Origin of the sequence: Macrococcus brunensis, assembly GCF_004359615.1 — a bacterium.
In the GTDB taxonomy this organism is placed as follows: Bacteria; Bacillota; Bacilli; order Staphylococcales; family Staphylococcaceae; genus Macrococcus; species Macrococcus brunensis.
Map to the genome: position 1 here is coordinate 1 of NZ_SCWA01000022.1, position 16,721 is coordinate 16,721.

The 16,721-nt window shown below is 42.7% G+C and carries 17 protein-coding genes and 2 tRNA genes; 7 read left to right on the plus strand and 12 right to left on the minus strand.

Annotated features, from left to right (window positions below):
* Nucleotides 1-193: 193 nt before the first annotated feature.
* The 3 genes from ERX27_RS09910 to ERX27_RS09920 all read right to left on the minus strand — a co-directional run bounded on the left by ERX27_RS09910 (nt 194) and on the right by ERX27_RS09920 (nt 996).
* Nucleotides 194-281: transfer RNA gene (locus ERX27_RS09910), tRNA-Ser, on the minus strand.
* Nucleotide 282: 1 nt separating this feature from the next.
* Nucleotides 283-357: transfer RNA gene (locus ERX27_RS09915), tRNA-Asn, on the minus strand.
* Nucleotides 358-441: 84 nt separating this feature from the next.
* Nucleotides 442-996 (minus strand): competence protein ComK, encoded by a 555-nt coding sequence (locus tag ERX27_RS09920; RefSeq protein WP_133432670.1) that lies wholly within the window; start codon nt 994-996, stop codon nt 442-444.
* 190 nt (nt 997-1,186) lie between these two features.
* Between ERX27_RS09920 and ERX27_RS09925 the strand changes: the two genes are divergently transcribed.
* A complete protein-coding gene (locus tag ERX27_RS09925) occupies nt 1,187-1,387 on the plus strand; it encodes an IDEAL domain protein (protein WP_133432671.1) in 201 nt (66 codons plus the stop codon).
* Nucleotides 1,388-1,448: 61 nt separating this feature from the next.
* On the opposite strand, the gene lplA is transcribed toward ERX27_RS09925, so the two are convergent.
* From lplA to hemE, 4 genes are read right to left on the minus strand one after another with little or no spacing between them, the layout of a single operon-like run.
* On the minus strand, nt 1,449-2,429 hold the full coding sequence (gene lplA, locus ERX27_RS09930) for a lipoate--protein ligase (protein ID WP_133432672.1): 981 nt from the start codon (nt 2,427-2,429) through the stop codon (nt 1,449-1,451).
* Between the two features lie 42 nt (nt 2,430-2,471).
* On the minus strand, nt 2,472-3,851 hold the full coding sequence (gene hemY, locus ERX27_RS09935) for a protoporphyrinogen oxidase (RefSeq protein WP_133432673.1): 1,380 nt from the start codon (nt 3,849-3,851) through the stop codon (nt 2,472-2,474).
* An 18-nt stretch (nt 3,852-3,869) separates the two neighbouring features.
* The gene (gene hemH, locus ERX27_RS09940; RefSeq protein ID WP_133432674.1) at nt 3,870-4,790 is read right to left on the minus strand and encodes a ferrochelatase; all 921 of its coding nucleotides are present in this window, start codon (nt 4,788-4,790) and stop codon (nt 3,870-3,872) included.
* A 12-nt stretch (nt 4,791-4,802) separates the two neighbouring features.
* On the minus strand, nt 4,803-5,840 hold the full coding sequence (gene hemE / locus ERX27_RS09945; RefSeq protein ID WP_133432675.1) for a uroporphyrinogen decarboxylase: 1,038 nt from the start codon (nt 5,838-5,840) through the stop codon (nt 4,803-4,805).
* A gap of 144 nt (nt 5,841-5,984) precedes the next feature.
* On the opposite strand from hemE, the gene ERX27_RS09950 reads away from it, so the two are divergent.
* Entirely contained in the window at nt 5,985-6,503 is a 519-nt protein-coding gene (locus ERX27_RS09950) for a hypothetical protein (protein ID WP_133432676.1), read from the plus strand.
* 94 nt (nt 6,504-6,597) lie between these two features.
* Here ERX27_RS09950 and ERX27_RS09955 read toward each other — a convergent pair whose 3' ends face one another.
* Together ERX27_RS09955 and ERX27_RS09960 are read right to left on the minus strand one after the other, a co-directional pair.
* Nucleotides 6,598-7,809, minus strand: coding sequence for an ABC transporter permease (locus tag ERX27_RS09955; RefSeq protein WP_133432677.1), 1,212 nt, complete (start codon nt 7,807-7,809; stop codon nt 6,598-6,600).
* Entirely contained in the window at nt 7,802-8,539 is a 738-nt protein-coding gene (locus tag ERX27_RS09960; RefSeq protein WP_133432678.1) for an ABC transporter ATP-binding protein, read from the minus strand. The genes ERX27_RS09955 and ERX27_RS09960 overlap by 8 nt, the downstream gene beginning before the upstream one ends.
* 107 nt (nt 8,540-8,646) lie before the next feature.
* Between ERX27_RS09960 and ERX27_RS09965 the strand changes: the two genes are divergently transcribed.
* From ERX27_RS09965 to ERX27_RS09985, 5 genes are all read left to right on the plus strand, one after another.
* Complete coding sequence (locus ERX27_RS09965) at nt 8,647-9,066, plus strand: HIT family protein (protein WP_133432679.1); 420 nt, start codon at nt 8,647-8,649, stop codon at nt 9,064-9,066.
* Between the two features lie 51 nt (nt 9,067-9,117).
* Nucleotides 9,118-9,474 carry a YtxH domain-containing protein gene (locus ERX27_RS09970; protein WP_133432680.1) on the plus strand — a complete coding sequence of 119 codons (357 nt, stop codon included), beginning with the start codon at nt 9,118-9,120 and terminating at the stop codon, nt 9,472-9,474.
* 89 nt (nt 9,475-9,563) lie between these two features.
* Nucleotides 9,564-10,109: an HTH-type transcriptional regulator Hpr gene (locus ERX27_RS09975; protein WP_133432681.1), complete on the plus strand. Its 546-nt coding sequence runs from the start codon at nt 9,564-9,566 to the stop codon at nt 10,107-10,109.
* A gap of 36 nt (nt 10,110-10,145) precedes the next feature.
* The gene (locus ERX27_RS09980; RefSeq protein WP_133432682.1) at nt 10,146-10,691 is read left to right on the plus strand and encodes a DUF3267 domain-containing protein; all 546 of its coding nucleotides are present in this window, start codon (nt 10,146-10,148) and stop codon (nt 10,689-10,691) included.
* A 61-nt stretch (nt 10,692-10,752) separates the two neighbouring features.
* A complete protein-coding gene (locus tag ERX27_RS09985) occupies nt 10,753-11,685 on the plus strand; it encodes a peptidylprolyl isomerase (RefSeq protein WP_133432683.1) in 933 nt (310 codons plus the stop codon).
* A gap of 36 nt (nt 11,686-11,721) precedes the next feature.
* Here ERX27_RS09985 and yhaM read toward each other — a convergent pair whose 3' ends face one another.
* Genes yhaM through ERX27_RS10000 form a run of 3 tightly spaced genes read right to left on the minus strand, consistent with a single transcriptional unit; the run spans nt 11,722 to nt 16,695 of the window.
* A complete protein-coding gene (gene yhaM / locus ERX27_RS09990) occupies nt 11,722-12,663 on the minus strand; it encodes a 3'-5' exoribonuclease YhaM (RefSeq protein ID WP_133432684.1) in 942 nt (313 codons plus the stop codon).
* Nucleotides 12,660-15,569, minus strand: coding sequence for an ATP-binding protein (locus ERX27_RS09995; RefSeq protein ID WP_133432685.1), 2,910 nt, complete (start codon nt 15,567-15,569; stop codon nt 12,660-12,662). Before ERX27_RS09995 ends, yhaM begins: the two co-directional genes overlap by 4 nt.
* Nucleotides 15,559-16,695 (minus strand): metallophosphoesterase family protein, encoded by a 1,137-nt coding sequence (locus ERX27_RS10000; RefSeq protein WP_133432686.1) that lies wholly within the window; start codon nt 16,693-16,695, stop codon nt 15,559-15,561. The genes ERX27_RS09995 and ERX27_RS10000 overlap by 11 nt, the downstream gene beginning before the upstream one ends.
* Nucleotides 16,696-16,721 lie beyond the last annotated feature (26 nt).

Genomic DNA, 16,721 nt, shown 5'->3' on the forward strand with positions numbered 1-16,721 from the left:
TTATTACGTAATTACATCAGTAAAAAAATGGATGATCGCTACCTCTGTTTAGGTGTTTTCAATTTTTAAATTTTCGTAGAAAATAAAAGTTCAGAAAATTCTGTATTTATTTATGCAACACTAGTGAATAATTTTAAGTATTATTTAAATAAATAGACACAAAAAAACCACCACGAATGTGATGGTTTAATAACGGAGATGGAGAGATTTGAACTCTCGCGCCGGTTACCCGACCTACACCCTTAGCAGGGGCGCCTCTTCAGCCACTTGAGTACATCTCCATGGCTCCACAGGTAGGACTCGAACCTACGACCGATCGGTTAACAGCCGATAGCTCTACCACTGAGCTACTGTGGATTAATTTTTAAGACAAATATTATTATAACAATTACAGTATTATTTACAAGGCTTTTAGTAAATTTTTTTATGGAAGATTTACACCTACTTATCCAGTAATGCATACATCGCTAGTACTTCGTAGATATTCATATTCGCCTTTTTATAGTCGATTTCGCTTTTTAGCTTGTCGTTTTTCAGTGATTTAGTACGTAGGCAGTATTCCAGTTTCAGTGTATGCAGGTACTGCGTGTTGATGATGTGATGACTGACTGGAAAGGTGATTTCGCTGTCATCATCAAAGATAATCCGTGTATCATTGAATTTTCCCTTGCCGTAAGATTTGATCAGCAGCAAGTTGAACCAGTACCCCTCTGCTACACGGTCACTATGGCTCGGGAAAAAATAAGTAGAAGTCTCCGGCTTGATGACAATCGGTGGTTTATGACAGATATCTGCGATGATGCGTGTCGTCTCTTTTCTAGCGACATAAGTCGTATTATAGAAATGGCAGGATTGTTCAATAATGGTCAGAGGTTTCTGGTCAATAATAATGGGGTTTTTCCCATATTCCTTAACCTCTGACTTCAGTTTATGTCCTTCAATAATGGGTTTGATGTACATTGTTGTTTCTCTAATGATATATCGAAAAGTCGCCATTTAATCCCCCACCCGTTTTTAATCAATTATACTCATTTTCATTATAAATTGGTTTAAAATATGGTTAATTTACAATTTTTACTTTATTTTCAAAATTGATATACTAAAAGATTTAATTTTCAGAATATTCTTGTTACAAGTTTATTTATCAGTTATAATGGGAACAATTATCCAAAAGGAGGCGTTCACTATGCAACAGTTAAATCAAAATGGTCTTGAGATGTTTATTGGTAATTTAAATAATCTATATATCGAACTTCTGATTGAGGATGCGATTCGCGAAAATCAGAAAAAAGAATATCAGCAGTTGATTGAGGAATCACTCATTAAACGCAACGAACAGGACTTCCTGTTATATACGACAGCGCTCAAAGAGCTGGAGGCTATGTAGATGTCTGTCTATTATGAATGAAAATAAGAGATTAACCACTATGTGATTAACCTCTTATTTTTTATGCCATTAAACTCAGGAACTCTTCTCGCTCTACCCGGCCGAAGTAATGAGCAAAATCAATATCTTCTATCGCTTCCGCCACAGCCTGTGTCTGATGTGGCACACCGATTAATCTATCTTCTATTTCCTTGATTTCCCCTACACCAAAGAAATCGCCGAATATTCTAGCTTCAGTGATCAATCCTTTTTTCACGTTTAATTTCAGGTCGACTAATCCACCCGGGAATTTCTGTTTTGATGCATAGTTGTAAGCTGGATTCTGTCCGTAGTTCCATTCAAACGTCTGATATTTCTCACGGCTCAACTCCTGTATCGCCTGCCAGTCATCTTCTGATAAGACATACTCTTCAACATTACCTTCAAAGATATGGTTTAAAAGCTTCTTCTTGAACTCTTCCATGGAAATCGGTTCATCCAGAAACTCACTGATATTCGCTACTCTTGAGCGGATGGAACGAATACCTTTTGTGATCAGCTTCTCTTCACTGACTGACAGACTTCTGACGACTTCATCAATATTGCTGTCTAGCATCAAGGTTCCGTGTGAGAACATACGGTCTTTGGCCTGGAACATCGCATTACCGGAGATTTTACGGCTGCCGACCTGCAGATCATTACGGCCGGACAGTTCTGCTTTCACGCCCATGTCATTGAGTGCTTCAACAATCGGCATCGTGAATTTTTTAAAGTTATGGAAGCTATCCGCATCAGCATGTGTCACAAAGCTGAAGTTCAGGTTACCGAGGTCATGGTAGACAGCGCCGCCCCCTGAAATACGTCTGACGATATGAATGTGATGTTCATCGACATATTTCTGGTTGACTTCAGCATACGTATTCTGGTTTTTGCCGATGATGATAGATGGTTCATTGACATAGAAAAGAAAATAAGAATCATCCGTCAGATTGTTCAGTATATACTCCTCCATCGCCAGGTTGATGCGTGAGTCTGTTATATTGTTGTTGCTGATAAATTTCATAAGATAGCCTCCTTTTTTCTGACAGTACCAAAATAAAGACAATTACGCAATGTAATTGTCTTTATTGATTTCTTCTGCTGCTTTTTTTGCCTGTGCGATGCAGTCAGGAAGTCCGACTGCTTCAAATGAGGCCCCGGTCAGTATGAGACCCGGGTACGTCTCTCTCATATACTGCTGAATCGCATGAATGCGGTCAATATGCCCCACTTCATAAAGCGGCATACTGTTCATCAAACGCGTCACAATGGTGAATTCCGGCTCACCGTTAATATCCATCATCTTGTCCAGATCATGGCGTGCCAGTTTCACGAGTCCTGCATCGTCATGATCTTTGACGACTGTATCACCCGGGCGGCCGACATACGCACGCAACAGAACCTTGCCTTCCGGTGTTGAGTGCGTCCATTTTTTACTTGTCCATGTACAGGCAGTGATCACGGTATCAGAATTACGTGCGATGACAAAACCTGTGCCGTTCTCTTCATTCTTCACCTGTGACTCATCAAAAGCCATGACGATAGTCGCCACACTGGTTGTCTCCATATGCTTGAAGTAGCGGAGCGGCGCATCTTCGAACCACTTGCTGAAAGCTGTATGCGGAACGGTGACAATCACTTTATCATAATATTCTTCCTGACCGTTTATAGTGATCAGATAGCCCTCTTCTGACTGCTGGATTGCCGTCACATCACTGTTATAACGGATTTTCGCGCCTTTGTCAGTCACTGTCTCTGCCAACCGGTCGATAAAACTCTGGAGGCCGTTTTTAAACTGACGGAACTGACCGACGGGTTTAGCGCCCGGTACTTTTTTAGGTGCATTCTTCTTCTGGTCACGCATCCCTTTAATGAGGCTGCCGTGCGTTTCTTCCTGCTCCTTGAAGTTAGGAAACGTTGATTTCAGACTGAGTTTATCAATATCTGCACCGTAAATACCGGACAGTAACGGCTCGATCAGATTCTCAAGCGCTTCGTTACCTAGACGCTTTCTAAAGAAAGCACCGACAGAGATATCTGTCGTCATTTTGTCCGGTTTAATGAAGTAATCCAGACCTGCACGAGCCTTGCCAAGCGGCGACAGTAGGCTTGTCGCAAGAAATGGCCTGATCTCTGTCGGGATCCCCATGATAGAGCCGCCCGGCATCGGATGCAGCTGATTCTTTGCGTAAATATATGACTGACCTGTCTGGTTCGCCACGATGTCGTCACCGAGACCGATTGCAGTAGCGAGTTCCGTCATTATTGATTTGCGTGCGAGATAGGATTCAGGTCCCAGTTCAATCGTGTAGCCGTCTCGCTGATAAGTCTTGATCTTACCACCTGGGCGGTCAGACTGCTCTAAAATATCGATTTCTGCGTTTTCTAAATAGTACGCTGCTGAAAGTCCTGTAATACCTGCTCCAATGATTGCGACTTTCTTCATTGCTATCCACTTCTTTTCTTATGAATTTAATACTGATTTAATTTCGTCAACCATCGCACCGATGAAAAGTGGGTGTGTGCCCGGCATCTCCGGACGGTAGTAATTAACGCCTAATTCATCACAGATCACTTTACATTCAACGTCATTATCATAAAGAACTTCTAAATGTTCACAGACGAAGCCCACTGGTGTATAGATAAAGTTTTTATAGCCATGCTGGTCGTACAGAGCACGTGTTAAGTCCTGCACATCAGGACCAAGCCATGGGTCCGGCGTGTTACCTTCGGACTGCCAGCCACGTGCTACATGGATGATGTTAGAATGTTCTGCGATGAGTTTCGCTGTATCAGCCATCTGGTCCGGATACGGGTCTCCTGCTGCTTTGATTTTTTCCGGCAGGCTGTGCGCGCTGACGATCAGTACTGTATCCTGCCAGTCTGGTTCAGTAATGCGTTCAAGTGTCGTATTGACTTGGTCAGTCCAGTATCGAATAAATTTATCCTGGCGATAGAAATCCGTCACGTGTTTCAGTTTGATACCGTATTTGTCGGCTTCTTCAGCAGCCCGCTTGTTGTATGAACCGACTGAGAAGTTTGAATAATGAGGTGCTAAAACAATCGTTACCGCTTCAGTGATACCATCTTCAGCCATCTGTTTAACCGCATCTTCAATAAATGGTGCAATATGCTTCAGTCCGATATACAGTGTGTAATCATCACCCGTCTCTTTGTTCAGCGCATCACGCAGCTCTTCTGCCTGACGATCTGTCATCCCCGCAAGAGGTGAGATACCACCGATAGCCTGATAGCGGTCTTTTAAATCCTGTAATGCTTCCTCAGATGGTTTACGCCCATGTCTGATGTGCGTGTAATATGGTTCAATATCTTCTTCTTTGTACGGCGTACCATATGCCATAACCAGTAACCCTTTTTTCCCCATTGTCAAGCTCCTTTATTTTTTATATTGTGTTGAGTAATCGTGAACAAATTCAGAGACGCGGCGCAGTGTATCCGGCTGTACTTCCGGGAAGACACCGTGTCCTAAGTTAAAGATATAGCTGTCTGACTGTAAGCCTTGATCTAAAATACGTTTTAAATGAGATTCGATGACCGGCCATGGTGCTAAGAGGATGGCCGGATCTAAGTTACCTTGTAAGGTTTTAGTAATCCCTTTGGCACGTGCTTCTTCTATCTGAAGACGCCAGTCAAGACCTAGCACATCGACCGGCAGTGCGTTCCATTCTTCAATCAGGTGACTTGCACCGACACCAAACGTCGTGACCGGTACATTCTTTTCTTTGATACCCGCAAAAATACGACGCATATGCGGTGCAATAAATTCATGATAATCTGCTTTATTCAGTGCACCGACCCATGAATCAAAGACTTGAATCATCTTACAGCCCGCGTCAATCTGTGCATGCGTGTATGTGATACACATGTCACTCAGCTTCTCCATCAGCAGATGCCATGCTTCAGGCTGTTCATACATCATTGCTTTCGTCTTATTGTAATTTTTAGAAGGACCGCCTTCTATCATATAGCTAGCCAGCGTAAAAGGTGCACCCGTGAAACCAATCAATGGAACATTGAGCTGTTCAGTCGTCAGCAATTTGATCGTATCCAGAATATAAGGCACATCTTGTTCCGGCTGAATCTGACCTAAACGCTCAACATCTTGAATAGAGCGAATCGGATTACCGATCACAGGACCGATGCCTGACTTGATTTCGACATCTACCCCGATGGCGCCAAGAGGTGACATGATATCTTTATAAAGAATCGCCGCATCTGTGTTGTACTGATCTACAGGCAGCTTCGTCACGTATGCACAAAGCTCCGGATCATGTGTGATTTCAAACAGAGAATGCGTCTCTTTGATCTTTCTGTATTCCGGCTGACTTCTTCCAGCCTGGCGCATGAACCATACCGGTGTATGAGTTGTTTTTTCACCGTATGCCGCCTTTAAAATTGTATCGTTGAATGGCATTTAACCAGTCCTCCTGTGTCTTATGAATACTCACTATTTTACCATAATCGGACGTAGACCGTATTCAATTAAGATTTTGTCATAAATATGACATAATAAGCGTCAAAAGTGGTAAATAGAAAGAAAAAGATATAGAGGTGTATGATGATGAACGTTTATTTTACGCACGGCTCTGACTACTATATGGAGCGCTTAATAGAAAAATATCCGAACCGTAATATCATTAAATATGCGGGACCAGAGGATATCGTTCTGTACGAATCGACTGAAGACAAATCAGTCTTCAGTTCAGGCGAGTCTTATGAAGTGGTCGAACAGCAGGGAGAAGTGACCGGGACGGGTGTCCTTCTTCTTAAATACTTCCAGGTCAGCGAAGAAAAACAAAAAGTCGCTGAGATGACCTTAACTGGTCACAGCGACTTCAGTGAATATAACGGTTACGAGGCTTATCAGCTGCTGAGACCTCACAGAGGACAAACTTATATTGCGCTTTTTCAGTTCCGTACAGCTGACTTAGCTGAGGATTTCAAGAAAAGTTCAGTCTATCGTAATCACTATGATGAATCACTCAAGCAGTATCAGTCTGCTGACTTTATCTCGAATGTTCAGTTCACTAAACTGCTACGTCCCTACGATGCAGCAGAGAGAATAGAAGAAGAATAAAAAAACCGGCAGCAGCCGGTTTTTTGATTGTGGTATAGAAGCTGAGTTACCGGCGATATTTCACGTTTATCGCTGGTAACTCGACCGCAACGACCTAATCCTTCAGCAGCACCATGCGTTTTTTCAGCTTAGACATGACTTGCTGATTTGTCCACCACATGATTGCGAAGAAAAACAGCGCATAATAGAACGTGCCTGGATACAGCACAATATATATAACAGCAACAACAATGGTCACCACGAGCGAGAGCTGCCTTAAGAATTTCTGGAAACCCTCTACTACTTTACTTTCAGCGACCGGCCAGACTTGCGGCCATAATTGATAGGCCTGCTGTTTATAGAACTGCGATGATTGCAGGACAACGATATAAATCATAAAGACGCCGATGATTGCTGCGATGATAGGCTGATGAACAAGCCAGATAATCAGCCCACCTATCACAACGAGTCTGATAATAATCCAGAAGGCATCTTTACTGCGCACAAAGTTACGTTTAAATAAAAACAGAAACATCCCTTCATGATTATATGCACGGTCTTTCAGCAGAAAATCGAAAAAAGCCCGGCGCCTTACATTGTCTTTCAATCCTTTAACATCCGTGAATATGTTGATCAGTTTATATTGCTGCTGCGTCAGATCTTTTTCATATTCAATCAAAGTCTCCCACGGATAGACACGATGCTCAGCTATATTGCGTACGAGGAGCAGGAGTCCGAGCAGCATGATAAGTGCGGCAAGTCCTGAAAACCAGCTGCCGTCAAGCGACATATAGATACCGGATATCAGCACGATAAAGAGCAGTATGTTGACGCTCATATTTGAGACGCCTATTTTAAGAAAATAAAAACGCAGCAGAAGGCCGATTCCTATGCCGATGACACCGGTTAAGTAAGCCGTGATTGCACCGTGAATCGAAAAGTATTCTCCTGCATGATAAAGCGGCAGCAGAATGACAAATAAGACGGTAAAAAGAATGCCACGCCGTAAAGCTGAGCCTACTATACTGTTTCTGATATAGTCATCCAGCTGTTCTTCATACGGCAGCAAAAAGACCTGATCCGCTTCCCTGAAATAAGTGCGCAGCGGTGCGAGTGTCGTCAGTGCCAGGATAAAAGCAATGATCAGATGGTAGTCTATGCCATCCGGCAATGCTTTTAGGAGCTGGCTGTATTGCAGCGTCAGCGCACCGAATGCGATGGACAGAAAGATGATGAAGTGCCCATTAAAGATAAAACGGCTGTAGCGTGCGACTTCCTTGGAGTTCGCACCTGCACGTTTCTGATAAAGCGACTTTGCATTATACATGTTGATCACCTTGCGTCAGTTTGATATAGATCGCATCCAGTGATTCACCAGGCATATTGAGCTCTGTCTGCAGGTCATGAATAGTGCCTTTAGCGACTAGATGACCCTGATGCATGATAAGGAAGTAATCACAGTATTTCTCTGCTGTCGCAAGGATATGGGTACTCATCAGAACAGTACGTCCTGCCTGTCGTGCCTGCACCATTAAATCAAGCATCGACTGGATACCGAGCGGATCGAGCCCAAGAAAGGGTTCATCGATGATATGGAGTTCAGGCTGACTGATAAACGCACAGATGATCATCACTTTCTGCTTCATCCCTTTAGAGAAATTCTGCGGAAACTGCTTCAGCTTATCTTCCAACCTGAAGATCTTCAGCATCGGTTCGCTGCGCGTCATCGCTTCCTCTTTTGTCAGGCCGTATGCCATAGCTGTCATATCGATATGCTCTTCAAGTGTCAGCTCATCATACAGGACAGGAGACTCGGGGATATAACTGATTTTCTGGCGATAATCATACGGGGCTTCACTCAGCGTGATGCCATCAATCGCGATATCCCCTTTCATCGGCTGTAAAAGCCCAAGCATATTTTTGATTGTCGTACTCTTACCGGCACCGTTCAGACCAATCAGACCAACGATTTCGCCCGCTTTTAATGTAAAGTCTATATCATGAATGACAGGCTGATTGCCGTACCCGCCTGTCAGATGTCTTACTTCTACTGTCAAACTCGTGCACCTCCTAAGGATTATTTCATATTGTATCAAATATCCTTTGTATTCACCTATTGATATGGCTAAAATAAAAATATATCGAATTTGAAGGAGGACTTCCTATGACAGACTGTATTTTCTGCAAGATCACGAGCGGTGATATCCCGTCCTACAAAATTTATGAAGACGACTATACTTATGCTTTTCTTGATATCTCACAGGTCGCTAAAGGGCACACACTTGTCGTCCCTAAAAAACATAGTCAGGACCTGCTTGAAACAGAACCTGAAGTGCTCGCACATGTCATCAAATCAGTCCAGAAAGTCGCACAGATGGTCGACAAAGCACTCAAACCGGATGGCATCAATATCGTTCAGAACAACCGTACATTTGCCGATCAGAGTGTCTTTCATCTCCACTTTCATATCATGCCGCGTTACCAGAATGATATCGATGGCTTCGGCTATAAATGGCAGACACATAGCGATGCATTCGATGCTGATGCCATGACTGCACTTGCAGATCAAATAAAGCATGCTTGATAGTCTGAATTAGGGGTATAACAAAGGAAAACCAATTGGAGGAATCATCTTATGAAAATCACACATATTGCTGCCGGCTTTACAGTCGGACTTGTTGTAGGAGCAGCGACAGCACTGATGAATGCAGCGAAACCTGGTTCTGAAGTACAGCGTAATTTCATGGCTAATTCTACTGATGTTAAAGCACAGGTCAATCAGCTGAAGACAGAAGTCAGCGACCTGAAAAGCTATGCGATGCAGACAAAAGAAGAAAGCCAGAAACTGATCAAAGAAATGGGTACTGAAGTCAAAGAAATGATCGCTAACTATAAGAGCGATATCGACCCGAATATCAAACATCTTAAAACAAACGTCGAAAACGTTAAAAATCGTGCAGATGAAGTCAAAGAAACATTCTCTAAAAAATAGCCTTGTGTTAAAATGAATCAAATGCACGTACGAAAGCATGATGTCCTCGCATCATGCTTTCTCTATGACCTATAAAGGAGGAAGTTGTTTTGAAGCGCGACCGCGAAATCATCGAACAAATGTTATTTACTCACCATGTCTCTCAACTGAGTAAAGCTTTATGGAAGACAGTTGAAAAAGACTGGCAGAACTGGATTAAACCTTATGACCTGAATATCAACGAGCACCATATCCTCGTTATTATCCGCAACCTGGAAAAGGCTACGATTTCACAAGTGTCTCAGTATGGTGTCATGCATGTCTCAACAGTCTTCAACTTTGCCAAAAATCTGGAGAAGCGCGGCTACTTACGCATGCCGAAAAGTGAATCAGACAAACGAAATACATATCTAGAACTGACTGATAAAGGTAAAGAGCTGTTATATGAAACATATAAAAACTACGAGAATACAGATGACCGTATTCACGATGCTGCTCTGGAATATCAGAAAGTCATGCTGGCGATGCCTGCTTTCAGTGACCTGAAATATATCGTTTCTCAGATTTATGGTCGGGACTTTATAGAACAGCTTGATAAAAGCCATCAGGACCTCCTTGAAATACTGCTTGACGAAAATGAGGACAGTAAGGCATAATGCATAAGATAATATGACTGATAAGGAGCATTATTCATGTATTCATGTACAAAGAAACTCAATCTGAAACACACTTATGGTCGTCAGCGATTGATTTTCACTTCATTTCTCATCACTGTCATCACATTTCTTGTTTCTTTTGAGATTTTCAGTTCATTTGTCAGCGATCACTTCAGCGACAAATATTTTCTATTGTTCGCTCTTGCCTGCCTGGCTATGTACCCGCTACACAAATTCTGTCACATCATGATGTTCATGAATGACTTAGGCTCTATCATCGTCCAGAAAGTCACAGCGATGGGATTTCTGCCTATTTTGAATATCAGGCTCAACCATCCCATCAGTAAAGGACGCTTTCTCATCACATTGATGATGCCATTTATCATCATTTCAGCACTGACACTGACTGCTGCACTCTGGTATCCATTATATGCACATTATTTTCTGTTCTTATTCTCTATGAATGTCGGTCTGTCTTTCGTTGATTTCATTTATTTTAAGTATCTGCTGACTTCACGCAACTGCTCTTTCGTCGAGGAACGGAAGCACGGCCTGGAGTTACTCACGAAGTTCGACATGTAATTTCATGATATTTTCATAATTGAATGCTATGCTAGAATGAGCAAAGAAAAGGAGAATTACAATGAAGAATCTTAAAAAAGCGGTAGTACCTGCCCTTCTGTCTGTTTCAGTACTTGGACTGACAGCTTGTGGCAATGGAGACGAAGGTAAGACGTTAATCACTTCTAAAGCTGGAGACGTAACGACTACAAACGTTATGGATCAAATTGGCAAAGAAGAAATCGCGCAGAATGCGTTCCAGATTCTGCTGAAAGACATTCTGAAAGATAAGTACGGCAAAAAAGTAGACGAAAAGAAAATCCAGGAAGACGTCGATGCTGAAATCAAAAAATATGGTGGCAAAGAGCAGTTTGAAGCATTACTTCAACAGCAGTCACCGGGTATGACAGCAGACAAATATAAAGAGTCCCGCTTAACAGAGGCTTATCAGAAACAGCTGATGAACGACACTGTTAAAGTTTCTGATGAAGATGTCAAGGACAGCGTGAAAAAAGCTTCACATATCCTCATTAAAGTGAAGTCATCATCTGACCCATCCGGCTTATCAGATGAAAAAGCAAAAGCAAAAGCACAGGATATTCTTGCGCAGCTGAAAAAAGATCCAAGTAAATTCGCGAGTCTTGCTAAAAAAGAATCAGGTGACACTGGTACAAAAGAAAAAGGCGGAGAACTTGGCTATGTTGCTAAAGGCGATACAGTCCCTGAATTTGAGAAAGCTCTCTTTAAACTGAAAGAAGGCGCAATGTCCGGTCTCGTTAAAACGGATTACGGCTACCACATCATCAAAGCAGAAAAACAAGATGATTTCGCTAAACAGAAAGACGCTCTGAAAGAGAAAATCCGTCAGACAAAAGTACAGGAAAAACCTGAACTGATGATGGATGCCTACAAAAAATTATTAAAAGATTATAACGTAGAATATAAAGATGAAGACCTGAAGAAAATCATTGATGAAAAAATCCTCAATGCAGCCGCTTCACAACAGCAACAATAAGAAGAAAAGCTCTGATCATAACGATCAGAGCTTTTTTTAATCCAGTGTTTCGGGTTTATAGAACTGACGCCCTTCAAGCGCAAATATACGCTCAGAGAACTGGCCTTTCTCTACTTTCTTCAGATGTTTATCAAACATCTGCATCCGGGCATCGATATTATCGATGAAGTGCAGAATCTCCGCTTCTTTGACCATCGGCAGTTTAGGTGAGCCATATTCCAGTTTACCGTGGTGAGCGAGAATCAGATGTCTCAGCAGCATAATTTCTTCGCCTTCAATCCCATGTTCACGTGCGGTTTCTGCTACTTCGTCGCTCATAATGGAAATATGACCGAGCAGATTTCCCTCTACAGTATAACTCGTTGCGACCGGTCCAGACAGTTCCTTCACTTTTCCCATATCATGCAGAATGATGCCGGCATAGAGCAGACTTTTATTCAGCGACGGATAAATCGCGCAAAGCGCTTCCGCCTGCTTCAGCATTGTCATGACATGATACAGCAGACCGGACACAAAGTTATGATGATTAGAACTCGCTGCCGGGAAAACAAGAAATTCCTGCTGGTATTTCTTAAGTAAAAGTCGGGTGATACGCTGCAGGTTGGCATTCTCGATATCCATGACATAAGTCATCAGCTGATCAGACATTTCCTGTGCAGATACAGGTGCCGCTTCCAGGAAATGTTCGAGCTTGATGCCGTCTTCTTCTGTCGCTAAACGGAACTGATTGACTTTCATCTGCTTACGGCCCCGATAATCAATGACATCACCTTTGACTTTAACGAGTTTTTCCGGTTGCAGCATTTTGATATCCTGTTCTGTCACCGTCCAGACTTTCGCTTCAATATCCCCGCTCTTATCTTTAAGATATAAAGTCAGATAAGGTTTCCCCTGGTTCGTCACACCTTGGACAGCTCTGTGAATCAGAAAAAATGCTTCGACCGATTCGCCGGGTTTTAATGTTTCAATTGTTCTCATTTTTTTAACTCCTTCTCGTGGCGCTCAAGTACGATTGTATTCTTGGCTGGTATATTCGCCGAGCGATTGCAGGTGAAGTACAAATACTGATTAGCCTGCTGCTGCATCAAGTACTCCAGAATCATATCCTTACGATGTTTATCAAAATGGACAAATGCATCGTCAATAATAACCGGAAATGGATAAAGATATCTGAGATGATCGACCAGACTTAGTCTCATCGTAATATAAAGCAGCTCTTTCGTCGACTGAGACAGCTCAGTCGGATGATAGATCTGACCATTCTTATGCTTAACGAGTAAGGCATCATGATAAATAACATCTATATAACGTCCTTCTGTCAGCAGCGTGAATATCTCTGAAGCTTTACGGATGATGTTCGGGATACGCTCTCCTTTAATTCTTTGACGGTGCGCATCAATCAGTACTTCAATATAATGCAGTGCACTGTAATCAAGTGCGAGTTCGTTGACGATATTACGCTCAATCGCGTAACGATGATTAAGTTCTGACAGCGTAGTGTCTTCTTCCATCGTTTTCATCATCTGCTCGATTTGATAGAGTTCATGTTCCTGCTCTTTTAGTTCGCCTGCGTATTCCTTCAGCTGATCTGTAATACGACCTTCCATAATGCGCAGATCTTCAGATGTCTGTTCAGACAGTTTAGTGCTCATCTCATACGTAAAGTTTTCTTCCTCAAGCTGCTGACTTAACTGATGATGTCGATTCAGATTCTGATGGTACTCAGTAAATGCTTCAAACTGTCTGTAATAATCAGACTCCTCTTTAACGCCTGCTTCCTTGAACAGCTGCTTCAGTTCTGCATCCATCTCTTTAAAACCGTCCTGTAAAGTTGACAGTTCTTTTTCTGACAGCTGCAATTGCTCTGTGACTCGCTGCTGTTCATTTCGATTACGTACTTCTGTTTTTACGAGACCGCCTAGTTCTGTGAAGACAACAGACGGCGGCACATCATTAGACACTAAGCTGAAAGCATTGACCTTACTGCTGAAGCTGTCCAGCTGCTGCTGTTCTGAGGCCATCGATGTTTTTAGCTGCATCAGCTGCTGATAGGTCTGCTGCAGACGATAGATAGTGCGAAAAGCATCTGGCAGCAATGAATCTTCGTAGCTCATTTTAAGCTTCAGCATGTTCTTGGTTCTGTTCAGTGTATCATTCACTTTTTTGAGTGCTGTTTCTTCTTCAGTCAGCAGCTGCTGCAGTTGTTCTTTTTTACGGCTGAGAGCCGCTTTCTCATCCAGTATACGCAGCTGCTTATCACGAAGATTTCGCTGACGCTCTAAATCAAACTGATCATCAAGTAGTGACTGCATATTCTGGATAGAGCTCTCCAGATGACTGATTTCATCCTGCATAATATGGTTCTGATTGTTCTCTACCGGCTTATTCTGCACGAATAAGACAATCATAATAATTGGTATCAGGAGCAGGATAGAGGCCGGAATATAGAACTGCAGGTAGAAGAGATATGCAGCAGTAGCAAGACCAACAACGCCACCTAACAGATAAATCAGATTCAGTTTTCTTCGCTTCTGTTCTTCTATCTCTGCTGCTCGCTGCTGTTCAGACTCCAGTTTGTGATAGAGTTCCGTCTTCTGACTGAGTTCCAGTCTCTGTTCGGACAGCTGGATACCCGTTCTGAACAAGTCATCTGTAACGATGTGAGGCGTAATATCTGCCAGTTTACTCGCATTCAGCTCTTCTTCACGAGACAGCTGACTGATTTCACGCTGCAGTTGAGCAGTCTTTAAGTTCAGCTGCTCTTTATCTGACAGCGCATAAATCAGATGGTCTTTCAGCGCTTCATCTATCTTGATATCATGATATTCCTGCCAGCCGATATCATGCTGTAATCGTTCCAGTGTCGCTTCTTTATCAGCGATATCCCGCTCCAGCGCATCACGGTTTTTCTGATGCACTTTGATCTGCGGTTCCTCCTGCAGCAGTTTCTCTGCTTGTTCAAAGTCAGATCCATCAAGTAGTTCGATTGCTGAATTCTCACGTTTAAGCTGTTCGATTTTTTCTTCACGAAGCGCAATATCACGTTTTGCAGCCTGCAGCTGTTTTTTCAGCCCTTCATACCGTTCAATCCCGTGATCCGGAAAGACGAGCGGCTCTATATTCAGCTGCAGTTCAAGTTGTTTCCATTCCTTTGCATTAGCATGAAAACTCATTTCTTTCTGCTTCATCTGCTGTAGTTTTGTCAGCTGACTGATATGCATCTTGATATCATCCATCTTCTGCTTCAGTTCAAACTGTTCTGCTGACAGCTGCTCATAGCGTTCAAGCTTGACTTCTTCATCTCTGATCTGCAGCTGAAGATTTAAGATCTCTGTAATATGATCACTCAGTTCTCCTTCAGAATGATCAGGTGCCAGAAGACGCAGTTTTTCTTTAATTAGATTGGTCTCCAGACTGGAGAATTCAGTGGAACCGAAAACCCCTGCCTGCATCAGATAATCCTGCAGTTTATCTTCTGTCAGCTGATGAACCTGCTGCAGGCCTAAGACATCAAACGAAAAGATTTTGTCGTAAGCGGCATCCGTCATAAAGTTAAACTTCTGATGAAGCCATTCTATGTCCTTAGGGCTGTTATTATAGAGAATGGTGACCTGCTCCGCACCATCGCGGTAAATCCGTTCAATATAGAGTTCAGAACCCTCATCATCAATCACCATATGACCGCCGTACTGGTTCGTGAAACGAGGTACATAAAGCGGTTTATCTGTCCGTGCAAAACCGAAAAGTAGAGAATGGATGAACGTCTGCATCGTCGACTTACCGGTTTCGTTTTCTCCATAGATCTGTGTGAAACTTCTATTTAGATTGAACTGCTGTCCTTCAAGCCGGCCATAACCGTATATTTCAAGCCCTTTAATTTTCATCGCTCTTCAGCCTTTCTTTCAGCTTTCTTTCCCCCTGATGAATCAGTGCCACCCGGTCAATCTTTGTGTAATCATCGAGAAAACGACTCATTTCGAGATCATGATAAAGAGGCTGCATCGCCTGATCGAACATGGCATCATCTTCTATCATCGCCGCATCAAATTCACGGTGCAAAGTCGTTGTATCGACCTGATCTACAGTCAGTTTATCGATCCAGACAAAAAGATTATCATGGCGTTCCTGCTGCTGTGCGAGTCGTGTGACAGCTGCAAGTTTCCCTGGTGTAATCAGCTGCTCGTGCTGATTGATAAATTCAATCTGGTAGATGCCTTTACCGTCTGGCCGATGCTGCACTTTGAACTCTTCCATTAATTTCAGGAGGCCATTCTTCGATAAATCCTCCACCTGAACCTCGTACTGCCCGAAAATAATATGCTGCACGGGCACAAACAATACTTTCATGTCGATATGGTCACCTTCAACCATCAGGTAGCCTTTGCGACCTGTTTCTTCTGGTAAATAGCTTTGAATGTTACCGGGATAGTGAATATGGGGAATCTCACTGACCAGCTGCCTTTTATGACGGCCGCCGAGTGCCCAGTAATGATACAGTTTCTGATTCAGTGCTTCTTGATCGAAATCACGGCCCAGTTCGCCGTAAAGCATACCGATGTGGATACTTTTGTCCACCTGATTTGTCGGGAAATAGCTGATATCATGTCCGCTGCTTGTCCCGTGAACATAGACAGTATCACCTGACTTGGTAATAAACTGATAACTTTCTACTTGGTCATTAAAGATGATGACGTTATCCGGCCAGCTTATTTGTCGTAAAGGCAGTCCTGTCTCGCCCAGAATAATGTAGACATAAATTCCTGCATCTTTCAGGCGCTGAAATTGTTTCTTCAGGAAAATAGTCGTTCTGAGTGTCTGGTTATCAGCAGCCAGAACATCCCCTGAAATCAGAACAAAGTCGACCTCCTGCTGAATGGCATCTTTAATAAGGGTGCTGAAGCTTTCAAAACTAGCGCGGTGAATATCTGACATAATAGCCTCTGATACATAACCACTTAACTGAAATGGCGCATCTAAATGTAAATCTGCACAGTGAATAAATTTAATCATTGATCTACCTCGTTTAGTGACTTCAC

What these genes read in the sequence shown, in the direction of transcription:
- ERX27_RS09920 (WP_133432670.1), bottom strand. Translation starts at nt 996, where the DNA reads ATGGCGACTTTTCGATATATCATTAGAGAAACAACAATGTACATCAAA.
- ERX27_RS09925 (WP_133432671.1), top strand. Translation starts at nt 1,187, where the DNA reads ATGCAACAGTTAAATCAAAATGGTCTTGAGATGTTTATTGGTAATTTA.
- lplA (WP_133432672.1), bottom strand. Translation starts at nt 2,429, where the DNA reads ATGAAATTTATCAGCAACAACAATATAACAGACTCACGCATCAACCTG.
- hemY (WP_133432673.1), bottom strand. Translation starts at nt 3,851, where the DNA reads ATGAAGAAAGTCGCAATCATTGGAGCAGGTATTACAGGACTTTCAGCA.
- hemH (WP_133432674.1), bottom strand. Translation starts at nt 4,790, where the DNA reads ATGGGGAAAAAAGGGTTACTGGTTATGGCATATGGTACGCCGTACAAA.
- hemE (WP_133432675.1), bottom strand. Translation starts at nt 5,840, where the DNA reads ATGCCATTCAACGATACAATTTTAAAGGCGGCATACGGTGAAAAAACA.
- ERX27_RS09950 (WP_133432676.1), top strand. Translation starts at nt 5,985, where the DNA reads ATGATGAACGTTTATTTTACGCACGGCTCTGACTACTATATGGAGCGC.
- ERX27_RS09955 (WP_133432677.1), bottom strand. Translation starts at nt 7,809, where the DNA reads ATGTATAATGCAAAGTCGCTTTATCAGAAACGTGCAGGTGCGAACTCC.
- ERX27_RS09965 (WP_133432679.1), top strand. Translation starts at nt 8,647, where the DNA reads ATGACAGACTGTATTTTCTGCAAGATCACGAGCGGTGATATCCCGTCC.
- ERX27_RS09970 (WP_133432680.1), top strand. Translation starts at nt 9,118, where the DNA reads ATGAAAATCACACATATTGCTGCCGGCTTTACAGTCGGACTTGTTGTA.
- ERX27_RS09980 (WP_133432682.1), top strand. Translation starts at nt 10,146, where the DNA reads ATGTATTCATGTACAAAGAAACTCAATCTGAAACACACTTATGGTCGT.
- ERX27_RS09985 (WP_133432683.1), top strand. Translation starts at nt 10,753, where the DNA reads ATGAAGAATCTTAAAAAAGCGGTAGTACCTGCCCTTCTGTCTGTTTCA.
- yhaM (WP_133432684.1), bottom strand. Translation starts at nt 12,663, where the DNA reads ATGAGAACAATTGAAACATTAAAACCCGGCGAATCGGTCGAAGCATTT.
- ERX27_RS09995 (WP_133432685.1), bottom strand. Translation starts at nt 15,569, where the DNA reads ATGAAAATTAAAGGGCTTGAAATATACGGTTATGGCCGGCTTGAAGGA.
- ERX27_RS10000 (WP_133432686.1), bottom strand. Translation starts at nt 16,695, where the DNA reads ATGATTAAATTTATTCACTGTGCAGATTTACATTTAGATGCGCCATTT.